We start from the raw sequence: 16,155 nt of genomic DNA on the forward strand, positions 1-16,155 counted from the left end.
GTGCCCCTCCGGAAGATCGGTGGTGTCAGCGGCGGATACGGGCCATCTCCGGGTCGAACAGCGGCTCGCGCGCGACGGTCGCCGGAACCTTCTCCCCGAAGTACTCGACGGACACGGCCGTCCCCGGTACGGAGTCGGCGGCCGGCAGCCAGGCGTAGGCGACGGTCCGGCCGATCGAGTAGCCGTAGCCGGCGCTGGTGACGTAGCCGACGGGCGCCCCGTCCACGTACACCGGCTCCTTCCCGAGCACCACCGCCGCCGGGTCGTCCAGGGTCAGACACGTCAGCCGGCGGGTGACGGTCTCCTCCGACAGCCCGGCGAGCGCGGCGCGGCCGGTGAACTCGCCCTTGTCCGGGCGGACCGCGAAGCCGAGACCCGCCTCGTACGGGTTGTGCTCGCTCGTCATGTCCTGTCCCCAGGCGCGGTAGCCCTTCTCCAGCCGGAGGCTGTCGAAGGCGCCGCGTCCGGCGGCGATCACACCGAGCCCCCGGCCCGCCGCCCACAGGGTGTCCCACAGCCGCAGCCCGAGATCGGCGCTCGTGTACAGCTCCCAGCCCAGCTCACCGACGTAGCTCAGCCGCATCGCGGTCACCGGCACATGGCCGATGTACGTCTCGCGGCACCGGAAGTAGCCGAAGCCCTTGTGGGAGAAGTCGTCGCCGGTCAGCGGCTGCACCAGCTCGCGGGCGAGCGGCCCCCAGACACCGACGCAGCAGGTGCCCGACGTGATGTCCCGGACCCGCACGTCCGCCGGGGCGTGTCGCAGCAGCCAGTCCAGGTCCCGGGCGCTGTTGGCACCGACCTGGAACCGCCGCTCGCCGAGCCGCGCGACGGTCAGATCGCTGCGGATCCCGCCCGCCTCGTCCAGCAGCAGGGTGTACGTGACGGCCCCGGGCCTCTTCGCCAGCTGGTTGGTGGTCATCCGCTGGAGGAACGCGAGCGCTCCGGGGCCCGTGACCTCCAGTCGCCGCAGCGGCGTCATGTCGTACAGCGCGACCCGCTCGCGGGTGGCCCGCGCCTCGGCCGCCACGACCGGCGACCAGAACCGGGCCGACCAGGCGTCACGCGGCGGGAGTTCGAGCGATCCGGCGAGCGGGGCGTTCGCCTCGTACCACTGCGGACGCTCCCACCCCGCGCTCTCCAGAAGGACCGCGCCCAGCTCCCGCTGCCGTCCGTGGAAGGGCGGGACGCGCAGCGACCGGGCCAACTCGGCGGGCTGGAGCGGGTGGACGATGTCGTACACCTCGTCGAACTGCCGCGCGCCGCGCTCCGCGACGTACGCGGGCGAGAGCTGGACGTCCTCGAAGCGCCGCAGATCGCACGCGTGGACGTCGACCGAGGGCCGGCCGTCGGTCAGCCACTGCGCGACGGCCTTCGCGACCCCGGCCGAGTGAGTGATCCACACGGCCTCGGCCAGCCAGAACCCGCGCAGTTCACGCGATTCGCCGAGGACCGGCATCCCGTCGGCGGTGAAGGAGAAGACCCCGTTGAAGCCCTCCTCGACGCTGCTGCCGGCGAGGGCCGGCAGCAGCCGTCCCGACTCCTCCCAGGCCCGGGTGAAGTCGCCCGGTGTGAAGGGCAGCGAGGACGGCATCACCGCGGCCGCGTCGTACGCGGGCAGGGTGAACGGGTCGACGGGCAGCGGCCGGTGGTCGTACGAGCCGATGCCGATCCGGTCGTCGTGCTCGCGGAAGTACAGATCGGCGTCCTGGAACCGCAGGATCGGCCGTCCGCTCCGCGCGTGTTCCCCGTCGGGCGCACCGCGTCCGGGCAGCGGCGCGCTCTTCGCGTACTGGTGGGCCAGCGGAAGCAACGGCACGGGCACACCGGCCAGTTGCCCGATCACCGGCCCCCAGAGACCGGCCGCCGAGATCACGATGTCGGCGGGGAAGGTCCCCCGGTCGGTCACCACACCGGTGACCCGGCCGTCCGCCCGGTCGATGCCGGTGACCGTGTGCCGCTCCAGGAAGCGCGCGCCGCGTTCCTCCGCCTGGCGGATCAGCGCGCGACAGGCGGGTACGGCGCGCACCAGGCCGTCGTCCGGGGTGTGGAAGCCACCGAGGAGCCGGTCGGGATCGAGCAGCGGCCACAGCTCGGCACACCGGCGCGGAGTGATCAGCTCGCCCGCCACGCCCCAGGAGGCGGCCCAGCCGGCCTTCCGGTGCAGATCGGCCCAGCGCTCGGCAGTGGTGGCGATCTCCAGACCGCCCACCGGGTCGAAGCAGGGCAGACCGTCCTCGACGAGCCGGTGGAACCGTTCCGCCGTGTACGCGGCGAACCCGGTCATCGTCCTGGACGGATTGGTCCGGAAGAGCAGGCCGGGGGCGTGCGAGGTGGAACCGCCGGGGGCGGGCAGCGGTCCCTGGTCGAGGACGGTCACCTCGGACCAGCCACGGGCGGTGAGTTCCTCGGCGAGGCAGCAGCCGACGATGCCGGCTCCGATGACGACGACGCGCGCCGCGGTGCCGGGCGGGCTCGCCGTGGTGGCGGACGTACCCGTGGCGGTGGACGTGCACGCGGCGGTGGCGGACGTACCCGCGGCGGTGGTGGACGTGCTGGACATACCCCTCCTCGGATCATTGCGGTCGGGGGTGTGCTGTTGCGCGGTGCGGTACGTGTTGCGCTCTGAGAGGCATCCTGAGAACGGCGGGGGCGGGTGTCAAGGGCGCACCGTCACGTACGGGTAAAGGCCGGATCCGATCCGTCCCACGTCTCCGTCGCCGCGTTCGGCCGCGTCCCGCTCCCGCCGCCGTCCGTCCCGCGCCAGGCCCGGGTGTCAGCCGCCGTGCCCCATGCGCCGGGACAGCTCCTGGGCCGCCTCCACCACCTTGCGCGCCGCCCCGGACAGCGATTCCTCGGTCATCCGGTACGCCGGACCGGACACCCCGATCGCTCCGACGACCGAGCCGTCGAACCTCCTGACCTCGGCCCCGACGGCGTTCAGCCCGCTCTCCAGCTCCTCCACGGTACGGGCGTGCCCCTGCTCCGCCACGGTCGCCAACTCGGCCCGCAGAGCGGTCCGGCCGGTGATCGTCCGCTCGGTGAAACGCTCCGGCCCGCGCGCCAGGATCTCCTCGCGCCGCCCCTCGGGGAGGTTGGCCAGAAGTACCTTCCCGGTGGCCGTCGCGTGCAGCGCGAACCGCCGTCCCAGCCAGTTGTGCGCGGTGACGGCGGCGGATCCGCGCGCCTGCATGATGTTGACGGCCGCGTCCTTGTCCAGAATCGCGATGTTCGCCGTCTCCCCGGTGTCCTCGGCCAGCGCCCGCAGCACGGCGACGCCCTCCTGCGAGATGTCCAGCCGCAGCGCGGCGGCGCCGGCCAGCCGCAGTACCCCGGCGGCCAGGTAGTACTTCCCCCGGTCCTTCTCCTGGCCGACGAGACCACGGCTCTCCAACACCCCGAGCAGCCGGAACGCGGTGGATCTGTGCACACCCAACTCGTCGGCTATGGCGGTGACTCCGGCCTCGCCCCGCGCGGCGAGGATCTCCAGTACGCTCACCGCCCGGTCGACGGACTGAACGGATCCGGCCGTGCTCCGCTTCGCCTCGTTCGTCTCTTCAGTTGTGTTCACCATGTTCCGGTCCCATCACCCGCGAATCGATCCGGCCGTCATCTCTGGAAGCCCTTGACGGCCGGGCGTCCGGCCAGGATTCTGTTGCGCATCGCGCCCCGCGATGCATCATGTGCAACCGTATTTGGATCGTGTGAGGGGGGCCAGTGTTTCCCGTCTGCCGTCTTGAGGACCTGCCCGAGGGCGAGGCCGTCCGTATCGATACGGAACCGCCGATCGCCGTGATCAACGCCGATGGCGAGCTGTACGCGATCGACGACACCTGCACACACCAGGACGCCTCGCTCTCCGAGGGCTGGATCGAGAACTGCCAGGTCGAATGCCCCCTGCACGGGGCGGCGTTCGACCTGCGCACCGGACGCGCCACGTGCCCGCCCGCCCACGTGCCCGTCCGCACCCACCGGGTCGAAGTCGTCGACGGCGTCATCCACGTCCTGACCGGCGCTCCGGCGCCCGCCGTGGCCGGTGCGGTGGGCGCGGCCGGTGTGGCGGCGTTGGGGGAGGGCGGCATCGGGTGAGGCCCGCCACCTTCTTGGTGGCGTCCAGCGACTCCGCTCGGGAGGCCCTCCGGCGCCGCCCGGACAACGCACGGTGAGCCGGCCCCCGTTCAAGACGGGGGCCGGCTCCGGGCCGTCGCCGTACGGCGACGGCATCATCCGCGTCAGACATCCGCGTCAGACATCCGCGTCAGACATCCGCGTCAGACATCCGCGCCCGGGCGGCCGCGCCGGGCCGTCGCGCCGGGCCGCCGCGCGCACGGGATCCGCGGGTGATCGCACCGTACGGCCGGGCAGCAGTGAGCGGAATGCCCGGCCGGAAAGTCCTGTCCATTCTCTTGACGTGAGCCTCCCCGATGCCCAGAGTGCTCGTTAATGCGCATCAGTAATGCGCATTAACGACCGATGGCGGGTCATCGGACCGTCATCGGACGGTCGTTTCCGAGGAGGAGTGCCGGTGGAGGAACCACGCAAGCGAGCCAGGCCAGGACGCACCCCCGCGCCCCCGGGCCGCCGCACCTCACGGCCGCGCCAGGCCGAGGTGGCGCGGCTGGCCGGGGTCTCGCAGGCCACGGTCTCGCTCGTGCTCGGCGGCAAGAAGCAGGGCGCCGCCATCTCGGCGGAGACGCGGCAGAAGGTGCTCGACGCGGCCAACAGCCTCGGTTACGTGCCCGACCCGGCGGCCCGCAGACTCGCCGCCGCGCGCAACGACCTGCTCGGCGTCTTCAGCTTCACCGCGACCTTCCCCACGGACGTGCAGCACTCGTACTACCCCTTCCTGATCGGCGTGGAGCGGGAGGCCGCCGCACGCGGCTACGACCTCGTCCTGTTCACCGGGTCCAGCTCCGGCGGCGCGGCTGCCGCAGGACCGGACGCGCTCAGCCGGGTCAGGCTCGCCGACGGCTGTCTCTTCCTGGGCCGTCACGCGCCCACCGAGGAGCTGCGGCGCCTGGTGGGGGATGGTTTTCCCGCCGTCCACGTGGGCCGCAGGGACGAACTGGAGGGCCTGGCCTGGGTCGGCGCCGACTACGTGAGCGCGAGCCACGAGGTCGTCACCCGGCTCGCCGCGCTCGGCCACCGGCGCGTCGTGCTGGTCCGCGAGGACGACGACGCGCCCGCCTCCACCGACCGTGAGTACGGCTTCCTCAAGGGTCTGGAGGACGCCGGACTGCCCGCAGGTCCCGACGCGGTCTTCCGTACCGCCGACCCCGCGCGCACGCTCACCCCCGAGCGGCTGCGGCAGTGGCTCGACGAGGGCGTGACCGCCTTCGTCGCCGAGGAGACCGACACCGGCAGCCCGTGGCGGGCCCTGCGCGCCGCCATCCGTGAGGCCGGTCTCGACTGCCCCGGCGAGCTGAGCCTCGCCCTGCTCGGCAGCCCGCCCGCCGATCTCGCGGCGGAAGCGGTCCCCACCGGTTTCGACATCCCCCGGCCCCAGCTCGGCGCCGCCGCCGTACGGCTGCTCGCCGCCCTGGTCGCGGGGGAGGAGGCCGACGAACCGCTCGTCACCTGCCCCTTCAGGACCGGCGCCACGGCGGGAGCGCCGCCCCGCCGCCCCTGACCATCCCCGTACGACCGCATCACCCGCATCACCCGCATCACAACGCACCACAAGGAGAACCAACCGTGACCAGCCAACCCGACATCCTCGTCGTCGGCGGCGGACTCGGCGGTGTCGCCGCCGCCCTCGCCGCCTGCCGCGCCGGCCGCACGGTCGTCCTCACCGAGGAGACCGACTGGATCGGGGGCCAGCTCACCTCCCAGGCCGTCCCACCGGACGAACACCCGTGGGTCGAGCAGTTCGGCGTCACCGCCTCCTACCGCGCGCTGCGCGAAGCGATCCGCGGCTACTACCGCGACTGGTACCCGCTGCGCGCCGAGGCCGCCGCCCTGCCCGGCCTCAACCCTGGCGCCGGCCGCGTCAGCAAGCTGTGCGCCGAGCCCCGGGTCGCGCTCGCCGCGCTGGAGGGGCTGCTCGCCCCGCACCGCGCCGCGGGCCGGCTGACCCTGCTCACCGAGCACCGCCCGGTCGCCGCCGAGACCGACGGCGACACCGTACGGTCCGTCACGCTGGAGGACCTGCGCGGCGGCGGCCGGCGCACCTTCACCGCCCCGTACGTCCTCGACGCCACCGAGACGGGCGAGTTGCTGGAGCTGGCCGGAGTCGAGTACGCGCTCGGCGCCGAGTCCCGCGCCGAGTTCGGCGAACCGCACGCCCCCGAGACGGCCGACCCGCTCAACCAGCAGGGCATCACCTTCTGCTTCGCGCTCTCCCACCACGAGGGCGAGGACCACACGATAGACAGGCCCGCCGACTACGACTTCTGGCGCGCCTACACCCCGGAGTTCTGGCCCGGCCCGCTGCTCGGCTTCCTGGCCCCCGACCCGCGCTCGCTGGAAGCGGTGCCGCGCACCTTCGTACCGAACCCGGACATCGACCCGCTCGCCGTCAGCGCCGACCAGTCCGCCGACGCGGGCGACAAGGAACTCTTCGGCTTCCGCCGCATCCTGGCCCGGAGACTGCACCGGGACGGGGCCTTCGACTCCGACATCACACTCGTCAACTGGCCCCTCAACGACTACTGGCTCAAGCCGCTGATCGGCGCCGGCGAGCAGACCGCGGCCGAAGCGGTCCGCGAGGCCAAGCAGTTGTCGCTGTCCGTCCTGTACTGGCTCCAGACCGAGGCCCCGCGCCCCGACGGCGGCACCGGCTTCCCCGGGCTGCGGCTGCGCCCCGACGTCATGGGCAGCGAGGACGGCCTCGCCAAGGCCCCCTACGTACGCGAGTCCCGCCGGATCAAGGCCGTCACGACCGTCACCGAACAGGACGTGGCGATCGACCTCGTCGGCCCCACCGGCGGCACCCGCCACCGCGACGCGGTCGGCGTCGGCAGCTACCGCATCGACCTGCACCCCTCGACCGGCGGCGACAACTACATCGACATCGGCTCCGTGCCCTTCGAGATCCCGCTCGGCGCGCTGATCCCGCGCCGCACGCGCAACCTGCTGCCCGCCGGGAAGAACATCGGCACCACCCACATCACCAACGGCTGCTACCGGCTGCACCCCGTGGAGTGGAACATCGGCGAGGTCGCCGGAGCGCTCGCCGCCCACTGCCTCGACGAGGACGTCCAACCGCACGAGGTGCAGGCCGAGGACAAGCGTTTCGAAACCTTCGCCGCCCTGCTCGACCGGGCCGGAGTCGAACGCCACTGGCCGCGGGTGCGCGGCTACTGACCCCACCGGGGACCGGGAAGCAGCACGGCGCGCCCTGTCCCCCGAGGGCGGGACGGCCGGACGGGAGCAGCTCCACCTGCCCCGTCCGGCCCACCGCCCGCGTACGCGCCGACCGAGCACAAGGAGGTGCCCAGACCATGACCACCCACCGCATCCGCGTCGGCATCGACGTGGGCGGAACCTTCACCGACGCCGTGGCCGTAGACGCCACGACCCTCGACCTGCTCGGGCAGGTGAAGGTTCCCACCAGCCATCATCACGAGGACGGGGTCGCCCACGGCATCGTGGAAGCGCTCGACCGCCTGATGGAACAGACCGGACACGCCCCTGAGGACGTGGCCTTCCTGGCCCACGGCACCACACAGGCTACCAACGCCCTGCTGGAGGGCGATGTGGCCACCGTCGGACTGCTCGGCATCGGCACCGGGGCCGGGCGGGCCTTCACCCGCCGCCTCGCCTCCCTCGCCAAGCTCGAACTGTCGCCCGGCAAGCGGCTCCCGCTGATCTACGCGCACATAGCCGACCCCGAGGACCGGGCCGCCGTCGAGTCCGCCGTCGACGAGGTGGCCCGCGGCGGGGCTCAGGTCCTGGTGGCCACCCAGCCCTTCAGCGTGGACCGCCCCGAAGGCGAGGACGCGGTACGCGAGGTGGCCGCCGGGCGCGGTCTGCCGATGACCGCCGCCCACGACATCACCTCGCTCTACGGCCTCCAGAAGCGCAGCCGCACCGCCGTCGTCAACGCCGCGATCCTGCCGAAGATGTTCGCCACCGCCGACCTCGTGGATGCCTCCATCACCAAGGCGGGCGTCACCGCCCCGCTCATGGTGATGCGTTGCGACGGCGGCGTCATGTCGCTCGACGAGATGCGCCGCCGCCCCCTGCTGACCGTGCTGTCCGGCCCCGCGGCCGGTGTCGCCGGGGCGCTCATGCGCGAACGTGTCAGCGAGGGCGTCTTCCTGGAGACCGGCGGCACCTCCACCGACATCAGCGTCGTACGCCGGGGCAAGGTCGCCGTCCGCCACGCGACCCTCCTCGGCAAGACCTCCTACCTCTCCGCGCTCGACGTACGCACCGTCGGCGTCGGCGGCGGCTCGATGATCCGGATCAGCGGCGGGAAGGTCACCACCGTCGGCCCGCGCAGCGCGCACATCGCCGGACTGCCCTACGCCTGCTTCGCCTCCGCCGACGACCTCGCGGGCGCGCGGCTCACCACGGTCCGCCCGCTGCCCGAGGACGCCGAGGACCACGTCGTGCTCGACGCCGCGGGCGGCCGCTACGCGCTCACCCTGACCTGCGCCGCCAACGCCCTGGGCCGGGTCCCCGAAGGCGACTTCGCGCGCGCCGACCACGAGGTCGCCCGCGCCGCCCTCGCCCCGCTGGCCGCCGCGCTCGGCACGGACGTCGACACCGCCGCGACCCGGGTGCTCGACGCCGCGATCGACCAGGTCAGGAGCGTCGTCGACACCATGATCGACGACTACCGCCTCGACAAGGACACCGTCCTGCTCGTCGGCGGGGGAGGCGGCGCCGCCTCCGTCACCCCGCACCTGGCCGCCACCACCGGCCACGAGGGCCGAATCGCCGCGCACAGCGAGGTCATCAGCCCCATCGGGGTCGCCCTCGCCCTCGTCCGTGAACAGGTCGAGCGGATCATCCCCGGCGCGAACCAGGAGGACATCCTCGCGGTGCGCTCCGAGGCCGAACGGGCCGTCGTCGCCCAGGGCGCCGCCGCCGACGCCGTCGAGGTGGAGGTCACCGTCGACCCGCAGACCAACACCGTGCGCGCCGTCGCCACCGGCGCCACCGAACTGCGCACCCAGGACCGCGCCCACCGCGCCGACGACGCCGAACGTCTGCGGCTGGCCGCCGAGAGCCTCAAAGTCCCCGAGCAGCGGGTCGACGTCCTCGCCGGCACCGCCGCCTACACCGTCTACGGCACCGAACTGCGCCGCAGACTGCGCGCGGCGCGCCATCCCGTACGCGTCGTCGACGCCGACGGAGTGGTCCGGCTGCACGCCCCCGACGCACGCGTGGACACCACCACCGTCGCCTCCGCACAGCAGACCCTCGCCACCCTCGTAGACGAGGCCACCGCCTACGGCGACGGCGGAGTACGCGCCCCCGCGCTGCGGCTGCTCATCGGCTCCCGCATCGCCGACCTCTCCGGAGTGCTCGACCCGCGGCCGCTGCTCGCACTGGCCCGCACCGAGATGGAGGGCCGCCCCGGCGACGAGCCCGTCGTCGCGATCGTGGAGGAGCGGTCATGACCCGCCTCGCACCCACCCCGCCGGCCGCCGGGCTCGCCGCCGTCGACGACATCGAGTACGGCGCGCGCTTCCTCGGCTCGCTCTCGCTGCACGAGGGCCGCGACCCCGCGCTGCTGCGCCACTGGGCCGCGACGGCCGCCGAGTTCGGCGCCGCCCTCGCCCCCGCCGCGCGGGCCGAGTCCGTACGGGCCGACTCAGCGCGGGTCGAATCCGCGCCGGACGAATCCGTACGGGCCGAATCCGTACGGGTCGTGGAGGGCACGGGGGGCCTGGAGCGCGGACTCCTCGCCCGCTACACCTCCCGGCCGCCCACCGTCGAGCTGTACACCGACTCCATCGAAGCGGCGGAGCGCCTCGTGAGCGTCCACGGCTGGCGGGCCTGGTTCCCGGCCGGCTCGGTCCGCAGCGCCGCCCTCGCCCACGAGACGGTCCACGAGAGGCTGCACCACGGCCCCGGGCGCGCCGCCCTCAAGGAAGCCCTCGGCCACACCGCCCTGCGCCTCGGGCGCCTGCGCGTCCTCGCACACGTCGCGGGCGCCGAGGAACTCGCCGCGCACGCCTACGCGCAATCCGTCTGCGGCCTCGGCCGCAGTCCGCTGCTGCTGTCCGCCGCCCTGGCCGCGTCCGCCGCCCCGGCAAGAGAGAAGTAACTCATGGGCATCGTCATCCTGTTCATCATGGCGGCCGGTGTCGCCGCGATGCTCACCAAGAAACTCCCCACCGCCTTCGCGCTCGTCCTGCTCGGTGTGGTCATCGCTCTCGTCTCGGGCGCCCCGCTCAGCGGCGAGAACAGCGTCTTCGACACCGTCCTCCAGGAGGGCGCCCCGTTGCTCGCCGCGACGATGATCGCGATCCTGCTGGGCTCCTGGCTCGGCAAACTGCTCGACGAGACCGGCATCGCCGGCACCCTCGTCCGCAAGATCGTCGAATTCGGCGGCGACCGGCCCACCGTCGTCGCGCTCGGCGTGCTGGTCGTCTCGACCCTCATCGGCACCGTCACCGGCTCCGCGCCCGCGGCGATGCTCGCCGGGATCATCGGCATCCCCGCCATGATCGCCGTCGGCATCCCCAAGGTGACCGCCGCCGGCACGATCCTCATGGGCATCGCCGCCGGGATGCCCTTCGAACTGCCGGTGTGGCAGTTCTTCTCCAGCGCCCTCGACCTGCCGGTCTCCGACGTACGCGGCTTCATGATCAAGCTGTTCCCGTTCGCGCTGTTCGCCGCCGTCATGTTCGTCCTCGTGGAGTCCCGCAGGCGCGGCGTCGAACATGCCTGGGCCTTCCGCACCGAGACCCCGCGCACCAAGGCGGGCAAGCGCCGCGCGCGGCTCGGCGACGCCCCGTGGTACGCGCTGCTCACCCCGGTCGTCCCCCTCGTCCTGGCGCTCGGCTTCGAGGTCGCGATCATCCCCTCGCTGCTGGCCGGAGTGATCTACGCGCTCGTGACGACGACCCGGCCGCGCGACATGAACCGCCGGCTGCTGCGCACTTTGTACGGCGGCTTCGAGGTGGCCGCCGCGCCCATCACGCTGTTCGTGGCGATCGGCATCCTGCTCGCCGCGGTCAGACTCCCCGGCGCCGTGGACGCGCTCGAACCCCTCGTCACGAAGGTCAGCCCGCAGAACCCGGTGGTGTTCGTCGTGGTCTTCACGGCGCTGGTGCCGCTGTGCCTGTACCGCGGACCGCTCAACGTGTACGGCCTCGGCGCCGGTATCGCGGGCGTCCTCATCGCGGCTGGCATCTACCCGGCCGTCGCCGTCCTCGGCATCACCGCGTCCTACAACCAGGTGTTCGGCGTCGCCGACCCGACCAGCACCCAGACGGTGTGGAGCGCGCAGTACGCGGGAGTCGGCCCCCAGCAAGTGATGGCGCGCACCCTGCCCTACGTCTGGTTCGTCGCCCTGGGCGGTTTCTGCGTCACCGCCGCCACCGCCCTCTGACCTCCGGCACAGTCACCTCCATGTACGGGACGGAGCATCCCATGCACCAGCCGCACCAGCCCAGCCGCCGCATCCTCCTCAAGTCGGCCGCCATGACCACGGCGGCGCTCGCCGTCGGCTCGGCGGCCTCCCCGGCCCTGGCCGACAGCCCGGCCGCCGCTCCCGGCGGATTCCCCGACTACCGTTACGTCAAGACCCTTCTGAAGCCCAGTCAGCTCAAGTACAACCCCACCGGCGAGATCATCTTCCCGTGCATCCGGGGAACCGCGGGGCGGCTGTCCGCCCCGCTGGGCCGCTACTACCTCTACTACGCGCCGCACGACGCGCCCGGCGGTATCTGTCTGGCCTACGGGGACCACATCGAGGGGCCCTTCACCGAGTACCCGCACAACCCGGTCGTCGCCAACGTCTGGCAGCCGCACTACTCCGTGAGCCACGTCTCCTCCCCGCACGTCATGTGGAACGAGAGCGCCAAGGAGATGTGGCTCTACTTCCACGGCGAGAACACCACGACGCGGCTGGCCCGGTCCAAGGACGGCATCACCTTCACCTACGACAAGACGGTCCTCTCCACGTCCATGCTGCCCGCCGGCACCACCGAGACCTCGTACGCCCGGGTCTTCCCGTACGAACTGCCCGCGAAGAACGCCCACTTCGTGATGCTGTTCATGCTGAACAACACCACCAACCACCGGGACATCCACTGGGGCTGGTCGGCGGACGGCCGGAACTGGACCTTCGACCAGAAGGCCCTCGTCAGCCACAACGACGTCTCCGCCGTCAACGTCGGCGGTCCGCACCTGCTGACCCGCGGCGGCAGCGCCTTCGTCGTCTACAACAAGGACAAGGAGAGCGGCGGCGACATCATGATCACCGAGGTCGGGGCGGACTTCACGCTCCGCCGCCACCTCGGCCGCTTCTACGACTCCTCGGCCGGCGCCCCCGACAACGGCCGCAGCGCCGCACCCAGCTTCGGCACCGAGGGAGGCGTGCCCTACATGGTCTACGAGTCCGGTGAACGCCTTCAGGGCAGCATCGCGGTCGCCCGGGGCTGACCGTCCCGCGGGTTACGACATCACATCGCCCTCACCACGCCGGACGGCCCGGTGACGTGGGCCCCGCCCGTACCCGGCGGGGCCCACCCCGAGGCCGCTCCCACCGCGGACAACCCCGGGATCCGCACGGATCACCGCCACGACTTCACACGCCGCCAGAGGCACGGCGACGCACCTCGCCTAACCTGTGTGAAATGACGTTGGCTCAATCTTTCGGTCCACTCGTCGGCAGACAGGACGAGATCCGGCGCGTCGACGCGCTGACCGGCGCCGCCCGTGCGGGCCGGGGCGGGGTGCTGGTCCTGCGGGGTGAGGCGGGCATCGGCAAGAGCGCGCTGCTGGACCACGCCGGACGGACGGCCGCCGGGTTCCGGATCGTCCGGTCGTTCGGGTCGGAGTACGAGACGGAGCTGCCGTTCGCCGCCCTGCACCAGCTCTGCGCGCCGGTGCTGGGACATCTCCCCGAACTGCCCGCCCAGCACCGCGAGGCACTCCAGGTCGCCTTCGGCCTGTCCACGGGCGCCCCCGACATGTTCCGCATCGGTCTGGCGACCCTGGAACTGCTGGCGTCCGCGGCCCGCGAACGCCCGCTGCTGTGCCTGATCGATGACGCCCAATGGCTGGATACGGCTTCGTCGAAGGCGTTGGCCTTCCTCGCCCGGCGCGTCTCCTCCGAACCGGTCGCCGTGGTCTTCGCGGTCCGGCCGAACGGCGAGCCGGGCGAACTGGACGAACTGCCCGGCCTGTCCGTCGGCGGGCTGAGCGACGCCGACGCGCGGACGCTGCTGGCGGCGAAGAGCCATGCGACCCTCGACGACCAGGTGCGGCAGCGCATCATGGCCGAGGCACGCGGAAACCCCCTGGCACTGCTCGAACTGCCCAGGGCCGGTGGGTTCGCGCCGCCGGACACGTCCTCGGTGCCGACCCGGATCGAGCGAGGTTTCCAGGCCAGGCTGCGCGATCTGCCCGCAGACGCACGGCTGTTGCTGACGATCGCGAGCGCGGACCCCACCGGCGACCCGGGTCTCCTGTGGCCCGCCGCGACGCGCCTGCACATGGACGTGACGACGACCAGCACCGCGGCGACCGAGACCGGGCTCGTCGACTTCTCCACGCGCGTCCGCTTCTGCCACCCCCTGGCCCGCTCCGCGGTCTACCGGGCCGCCGAGCCGGCTCAGCGCCGTACCGCTCATCGCGTACTGGGCGAGGTCACCGATCCGGTCGTGGACCCGGACCGGCGCGCCTGGCACCGCGCCCAGGCCGGCACCGGCCCCGACGACGAAGTCGCCGCCGAGCTTGAGCGGTCCGCGGCCCGCGCCCAGTCGCGCGGGGGAGTGGTGGCCGCTGCGGCCTTCATCGAACGCGCGGCGGCCCTGTCGCTCGACGCCGCCCGGCGGACCGAACGGACACTCGCGGCCGTGGAGGCCCATCTCGACGCGGGCACCACCGACACGGCGGCGGAACTTCTGACGACGGTCGAGAACACGGCACTGGACGAACTCCAGCACGCCAGGGTGGATCTGCTGCGGGGCCGGATCGCCTTCGTACGGCACACCGATGTCAACGGACCGATGTTCATGCTGCGAGCCGCGCAGCGACTCGCGGTGTCCGACCCGGACCAGTCACGCGAATGGTTCCTGGACGCGCTCGAAATGAGCCTGGTCGTCGGACGGGCCAGCGGTGTGATGGACAGTGTGCTGACCGCCGCGCGGGCCGCGGCGCCGGAATCGCGCTCCCCGGACGTCCTGGACGCGCTGACGCTGCTGAGCACGGAGGGGCACCGGGCCGCCGCGCCCCTGCTGAGGAACATACTCGACGGCGGTGACAGCCCCCTGTGGACTCGGCGGCCCGCGCTCGCCGTCATGCTCGCCTGCGAACTGTGGGACCCGCACGCCCATGAGGCCGTCGTCGACTCGCTGATGAAGACGGGCCGTGCGTCGGGTTCGCCGCTCGTGCTGCGCCTCGGCCTCGCCCAGCAGACGTCCTGCGCCGTGCTGAGCGGTGACCTCGGGCAGGCGATGGCGGCGATCACCGAGGAGGCGGCGATCGCCGACGCGATCGGCGGGCCCCCGGTGACGTACCACCGGCTGCAACTGGCCGCGATGCGCGGCCGCCGCGAGGAGGCGATGGAACTGTTCGCATCGGTCCTCACAGCGGCCGGCGCGCGCGGCCCGGGACAACTGATCGCCAACACCCACTGGGCGGCGGCCGTGCTGCACAACGGCTTGGCCGACTACCCGGCCGCACTGGCCGCGGCCCGGCAGGCCACCGCGCACGGCGACCTCTTCCTCACCGGGATATCCCTGCCCGAGCTGGTGGAGGCGGCCGTCCGGTGCGGCGAGCCCGCGGCCGCCGCCACCGCCCTGGAATCCCTGACCGAACGCACCGAAGCCGGCGGGACCGTCTCGGGCCTGGGGATCGCGGCGTACGCGCGAGGGCTGGTGACCGGCGTCGAGGACCACTACCGGGAAGCCGTCGACCTCCTGGACAAGAGCCCCCTGCTTCCCTACCGGGGCAGAGCCCATCTGCTGTACGGGGAGTGGCTGCGGCGCGAAGGCCGCAGGCGCGACTGCCGCCGCTACCTGCGCACCGCCCACGAACTGCTGTCGGAGGCCGGGATCGAGGCGTTCGCCCGCCGGGCCGCCGACGAGCTGCGCGCCACCGGCGAGAAAGCCCGCAGCCGGTCCGGGCACACCTACGACCAACTCACCACTCAGGAGGTGTACATCGCCCGGCTGGTCGCCACCGGCGCGACGTCCAACGAGGTCGCCGCCCGGCTGTTCCTCAGCCCGCGCACCATAGACGCCCATCTGCGCAACATATTCCGCAAGCTCGGCATCACCTCCCGCAGACAGCTCAGGAACCGGCCCGACCTCGGCGTCTGACGGATGTCGCCACCGGGCGGTACGGGATCAGGTGTCGCTGGTGTTCAGGTGGGCGAGCGCGGTGATGATGCGGTCGGCGATGTCCTCCGGCCAGGGGAACGCGTGGGCCAGGGTGCGCTGGTGGGCGAGTCCGTGCAGGCCCAGCCAGAGTGCGACCGTGTCGGCGGAGGGGTCGGTGCTGGTGGATTGGCCGGCGTCGACGCAGCCGCCGAGGACGCCGGCGAGGAGCCGCATGGTCTCGTCGCCGAGTGTGGCCAGATCCTGCTTGGTCAGGGAATTGTCGCCCAGGTCCGGCATCCAGAGCCCGCCGAACATCGTGCGGTAGCGCTCGGGGTGGAGCCGGGCGAATTCGAGATAGGCGTGGCACACGGCGTACAGGCGTCGCCGCGGGTCGTCGTCGGTCCTGTCCAGCGCCGCGCGCACGCTGTTCTCCAGCGCGGTGAACTCCTGGCGCACGACGGCGAGCATGATGGCCGGCTGGTCGGGGAAGTGCGGGTAGATCGACGGCGCGGCGATCCCGACCCTGCGGGCGACCGACCGCAGGGTGATGGCGCGTTCGTCGCCGCCCTCGTCGAGGAGTTCCACCGCGGCGGCGACGATGTCGTCGCGCAGGCGGCCGCCCTCGCCGCGGCGGTTGCGCGCGCGGGCCGGTCCGCGTGCGGCCGATGCGGCTGATCCGGTGTGTTCCATGCTGTCACCTTAC

11 protein-coding genes are annotated in these 16,155 nt (G+C 72.7%); 8 read left to right on the forward strand and 3 right to left on the reverse strand.

Annotation, left to right across the window (positions count from 1 at the left end):
- Window positions 1-25: 25 nt before the first annotated feature.
- Window positions 26-2,563: a GcvT family protein gene (locus tag OG627_RS33970; protein ID WP_329071783.1), complete on the reverse strand. Its 2,538-nt coding sequence runs from the start codon at window positions 2,561-2,563 to the stop codon at window positions 26-28.
- A 213-nt stretch (window positions 2,564-2,776) separates the two neighbouring features.
- Window positions 2,777-3,574, reverse strand: a complete 798-nt coding sequence (locus OG627_RS33975) for an IclR family transcriptional regulator (RefSeq protein ID WP_329071785.1) — start codon at window positions 3,572-3,574, stop codon at window positions 2,777-2,779.
- A 143-nt stretch (window positions 3,575-3,717) separates the two neighbouring features.
- Here OG627_RS33975 and OG627_RS33980 point away from each other — a divergent pair, with 143 nt between their 5' ends.
- The 8 genes from OG627_RS33980 to OG627_RS34015 all read left to right on the forward strand — a co-directional run bounded on the left by OG627_RS33980 (window position 3,718) and on the right by OG627_RS34015 (window position 15,452).
- Complete coding sequence (locus tag OG627_RS33980; protein ID WP_329071787.1) at window positions 3,718-4,089, forward strand: bifunctional 3-phenylpropionate/cinnamic acid dioxygenase ferredoxin subunit; 372 nt, start codon at window positions 3,718-3,720, stop codon at window positions 4,087-4,089.
- A gap of 436 nt (window positions 4,090-4,525) precedes the next feature.
- Window positions 4,526-5,629, forward strand: a complete 1,104-nt coding sequence (locus OG627_RS33985) for a LacI family DNA-binding transcriptional regulator (protein WP_329071789.1) — start codon at window positions 4,526-4,528, stop codon at window positions 5,627-5,629.
- Window positions 5,630-5,694: 65 nt separating this feature from the next.
- The gene (locus OG627_RS33990) at window positions 5,695-7,305 is read left to right on the forward strand and encodes an FAD-dependent oxidoreductase (RefSeq protein WP_329071790.1); all 1,611 of its coding nucleotides are present in this window, start codon (window positions 5,695-5,697) and stop codon (window positions 7,303-7,305) included.
- Window positions 7,306-7,442: 137 nt separating this feature from the next.
- Complete coding sequence (locus tag OG627_RS33995; protein ID WP_329071792.1) at window positions 7,443-9,572, forward strand: hydantoinase/oxoprolinase family protein; 2,130 nt, start codon at window positions 7,443-7,445, stop codon at window positions 9,570-9,572.
- Window positions 9,569-10,222, forward strand: a complete 654-nt coding sequence (locus tag OG627_RS34000; protein WP_329071794.1) for a hypothetical protein — start codon at window positions 9,569-9,571, stop codon at window positions 10,220-10,222. The genes OG627_RS33995 and OG627_RS34000 overlap by 4 nt, the downstream gene beginning before the upstream one ends.
- Before the next feature lie 3 nt (window positions 10,223-10,225).
- Window positions 10,226-11,512, forward strand: coding sequence for a TRAP transporter large permease subunit (locus OG627_RS34005; RefSeq protein WP_329071796.1), 1,287 nt, complete (start codon window positions 10,226-10,228; stop codon window positions 11,510-11,512).
- 41 nt (window positions 11,513-11,553) lie between these two features.
- Window positions 11,554-12,567 carry a hypothetical protein gene (locus OG627_RS34010; protein WP_329071798.1) on the forward strand — a complete coding sequence of 338 codons (1,014 nt, stop codon included), beginning with the start codon at window positions 11,554-11,556 and terminating at the stop codon, window positions 12,565-12,567.
- Window positions 12,568-12,761: 194 nt separating this feature from the next.
- Window positions 12,762-15,452 (forward strand): ATP-binding protein, encoded by a 2,691-nt coding sequence (locus OG627_RS34015; protein WP_329071800.1) that lies wholly within the window; start codon window positions 12,762-12,764, stop codon window positions 15,450-15,452.
- Between the two features lie 27 nt (window positions 15,453-15,479).
- Here OG627_RS34015 and OG627_RS34020 read toward each other — a convergent pair whose 3' ends face one another.
- Window positions 15,480-16,142 (reverse strand): TetR/AcrR family transcriptional regulator, encoded by a 663-nt coding sequence (locus OG627_RS34020; protein ID WP_329071802.1) that lies wholly within the window; start codon window positions 16,140-16,142, stop codon window positions 15,480-15,482.
- Window positions 16,143-16,155 lie beyond the last annotated feature (13 nt).

The sequence above is a fragment of the Streptomyces sp. NBC_01429 genome (genome assembly GCF_036231945.1).
In the GTDB taxonomy this organism is placed as follows: Bacteria; Actinomycetota; Actinomycetes; order Streptomycetales; family Streptomycetaceae; genus Streptomyces.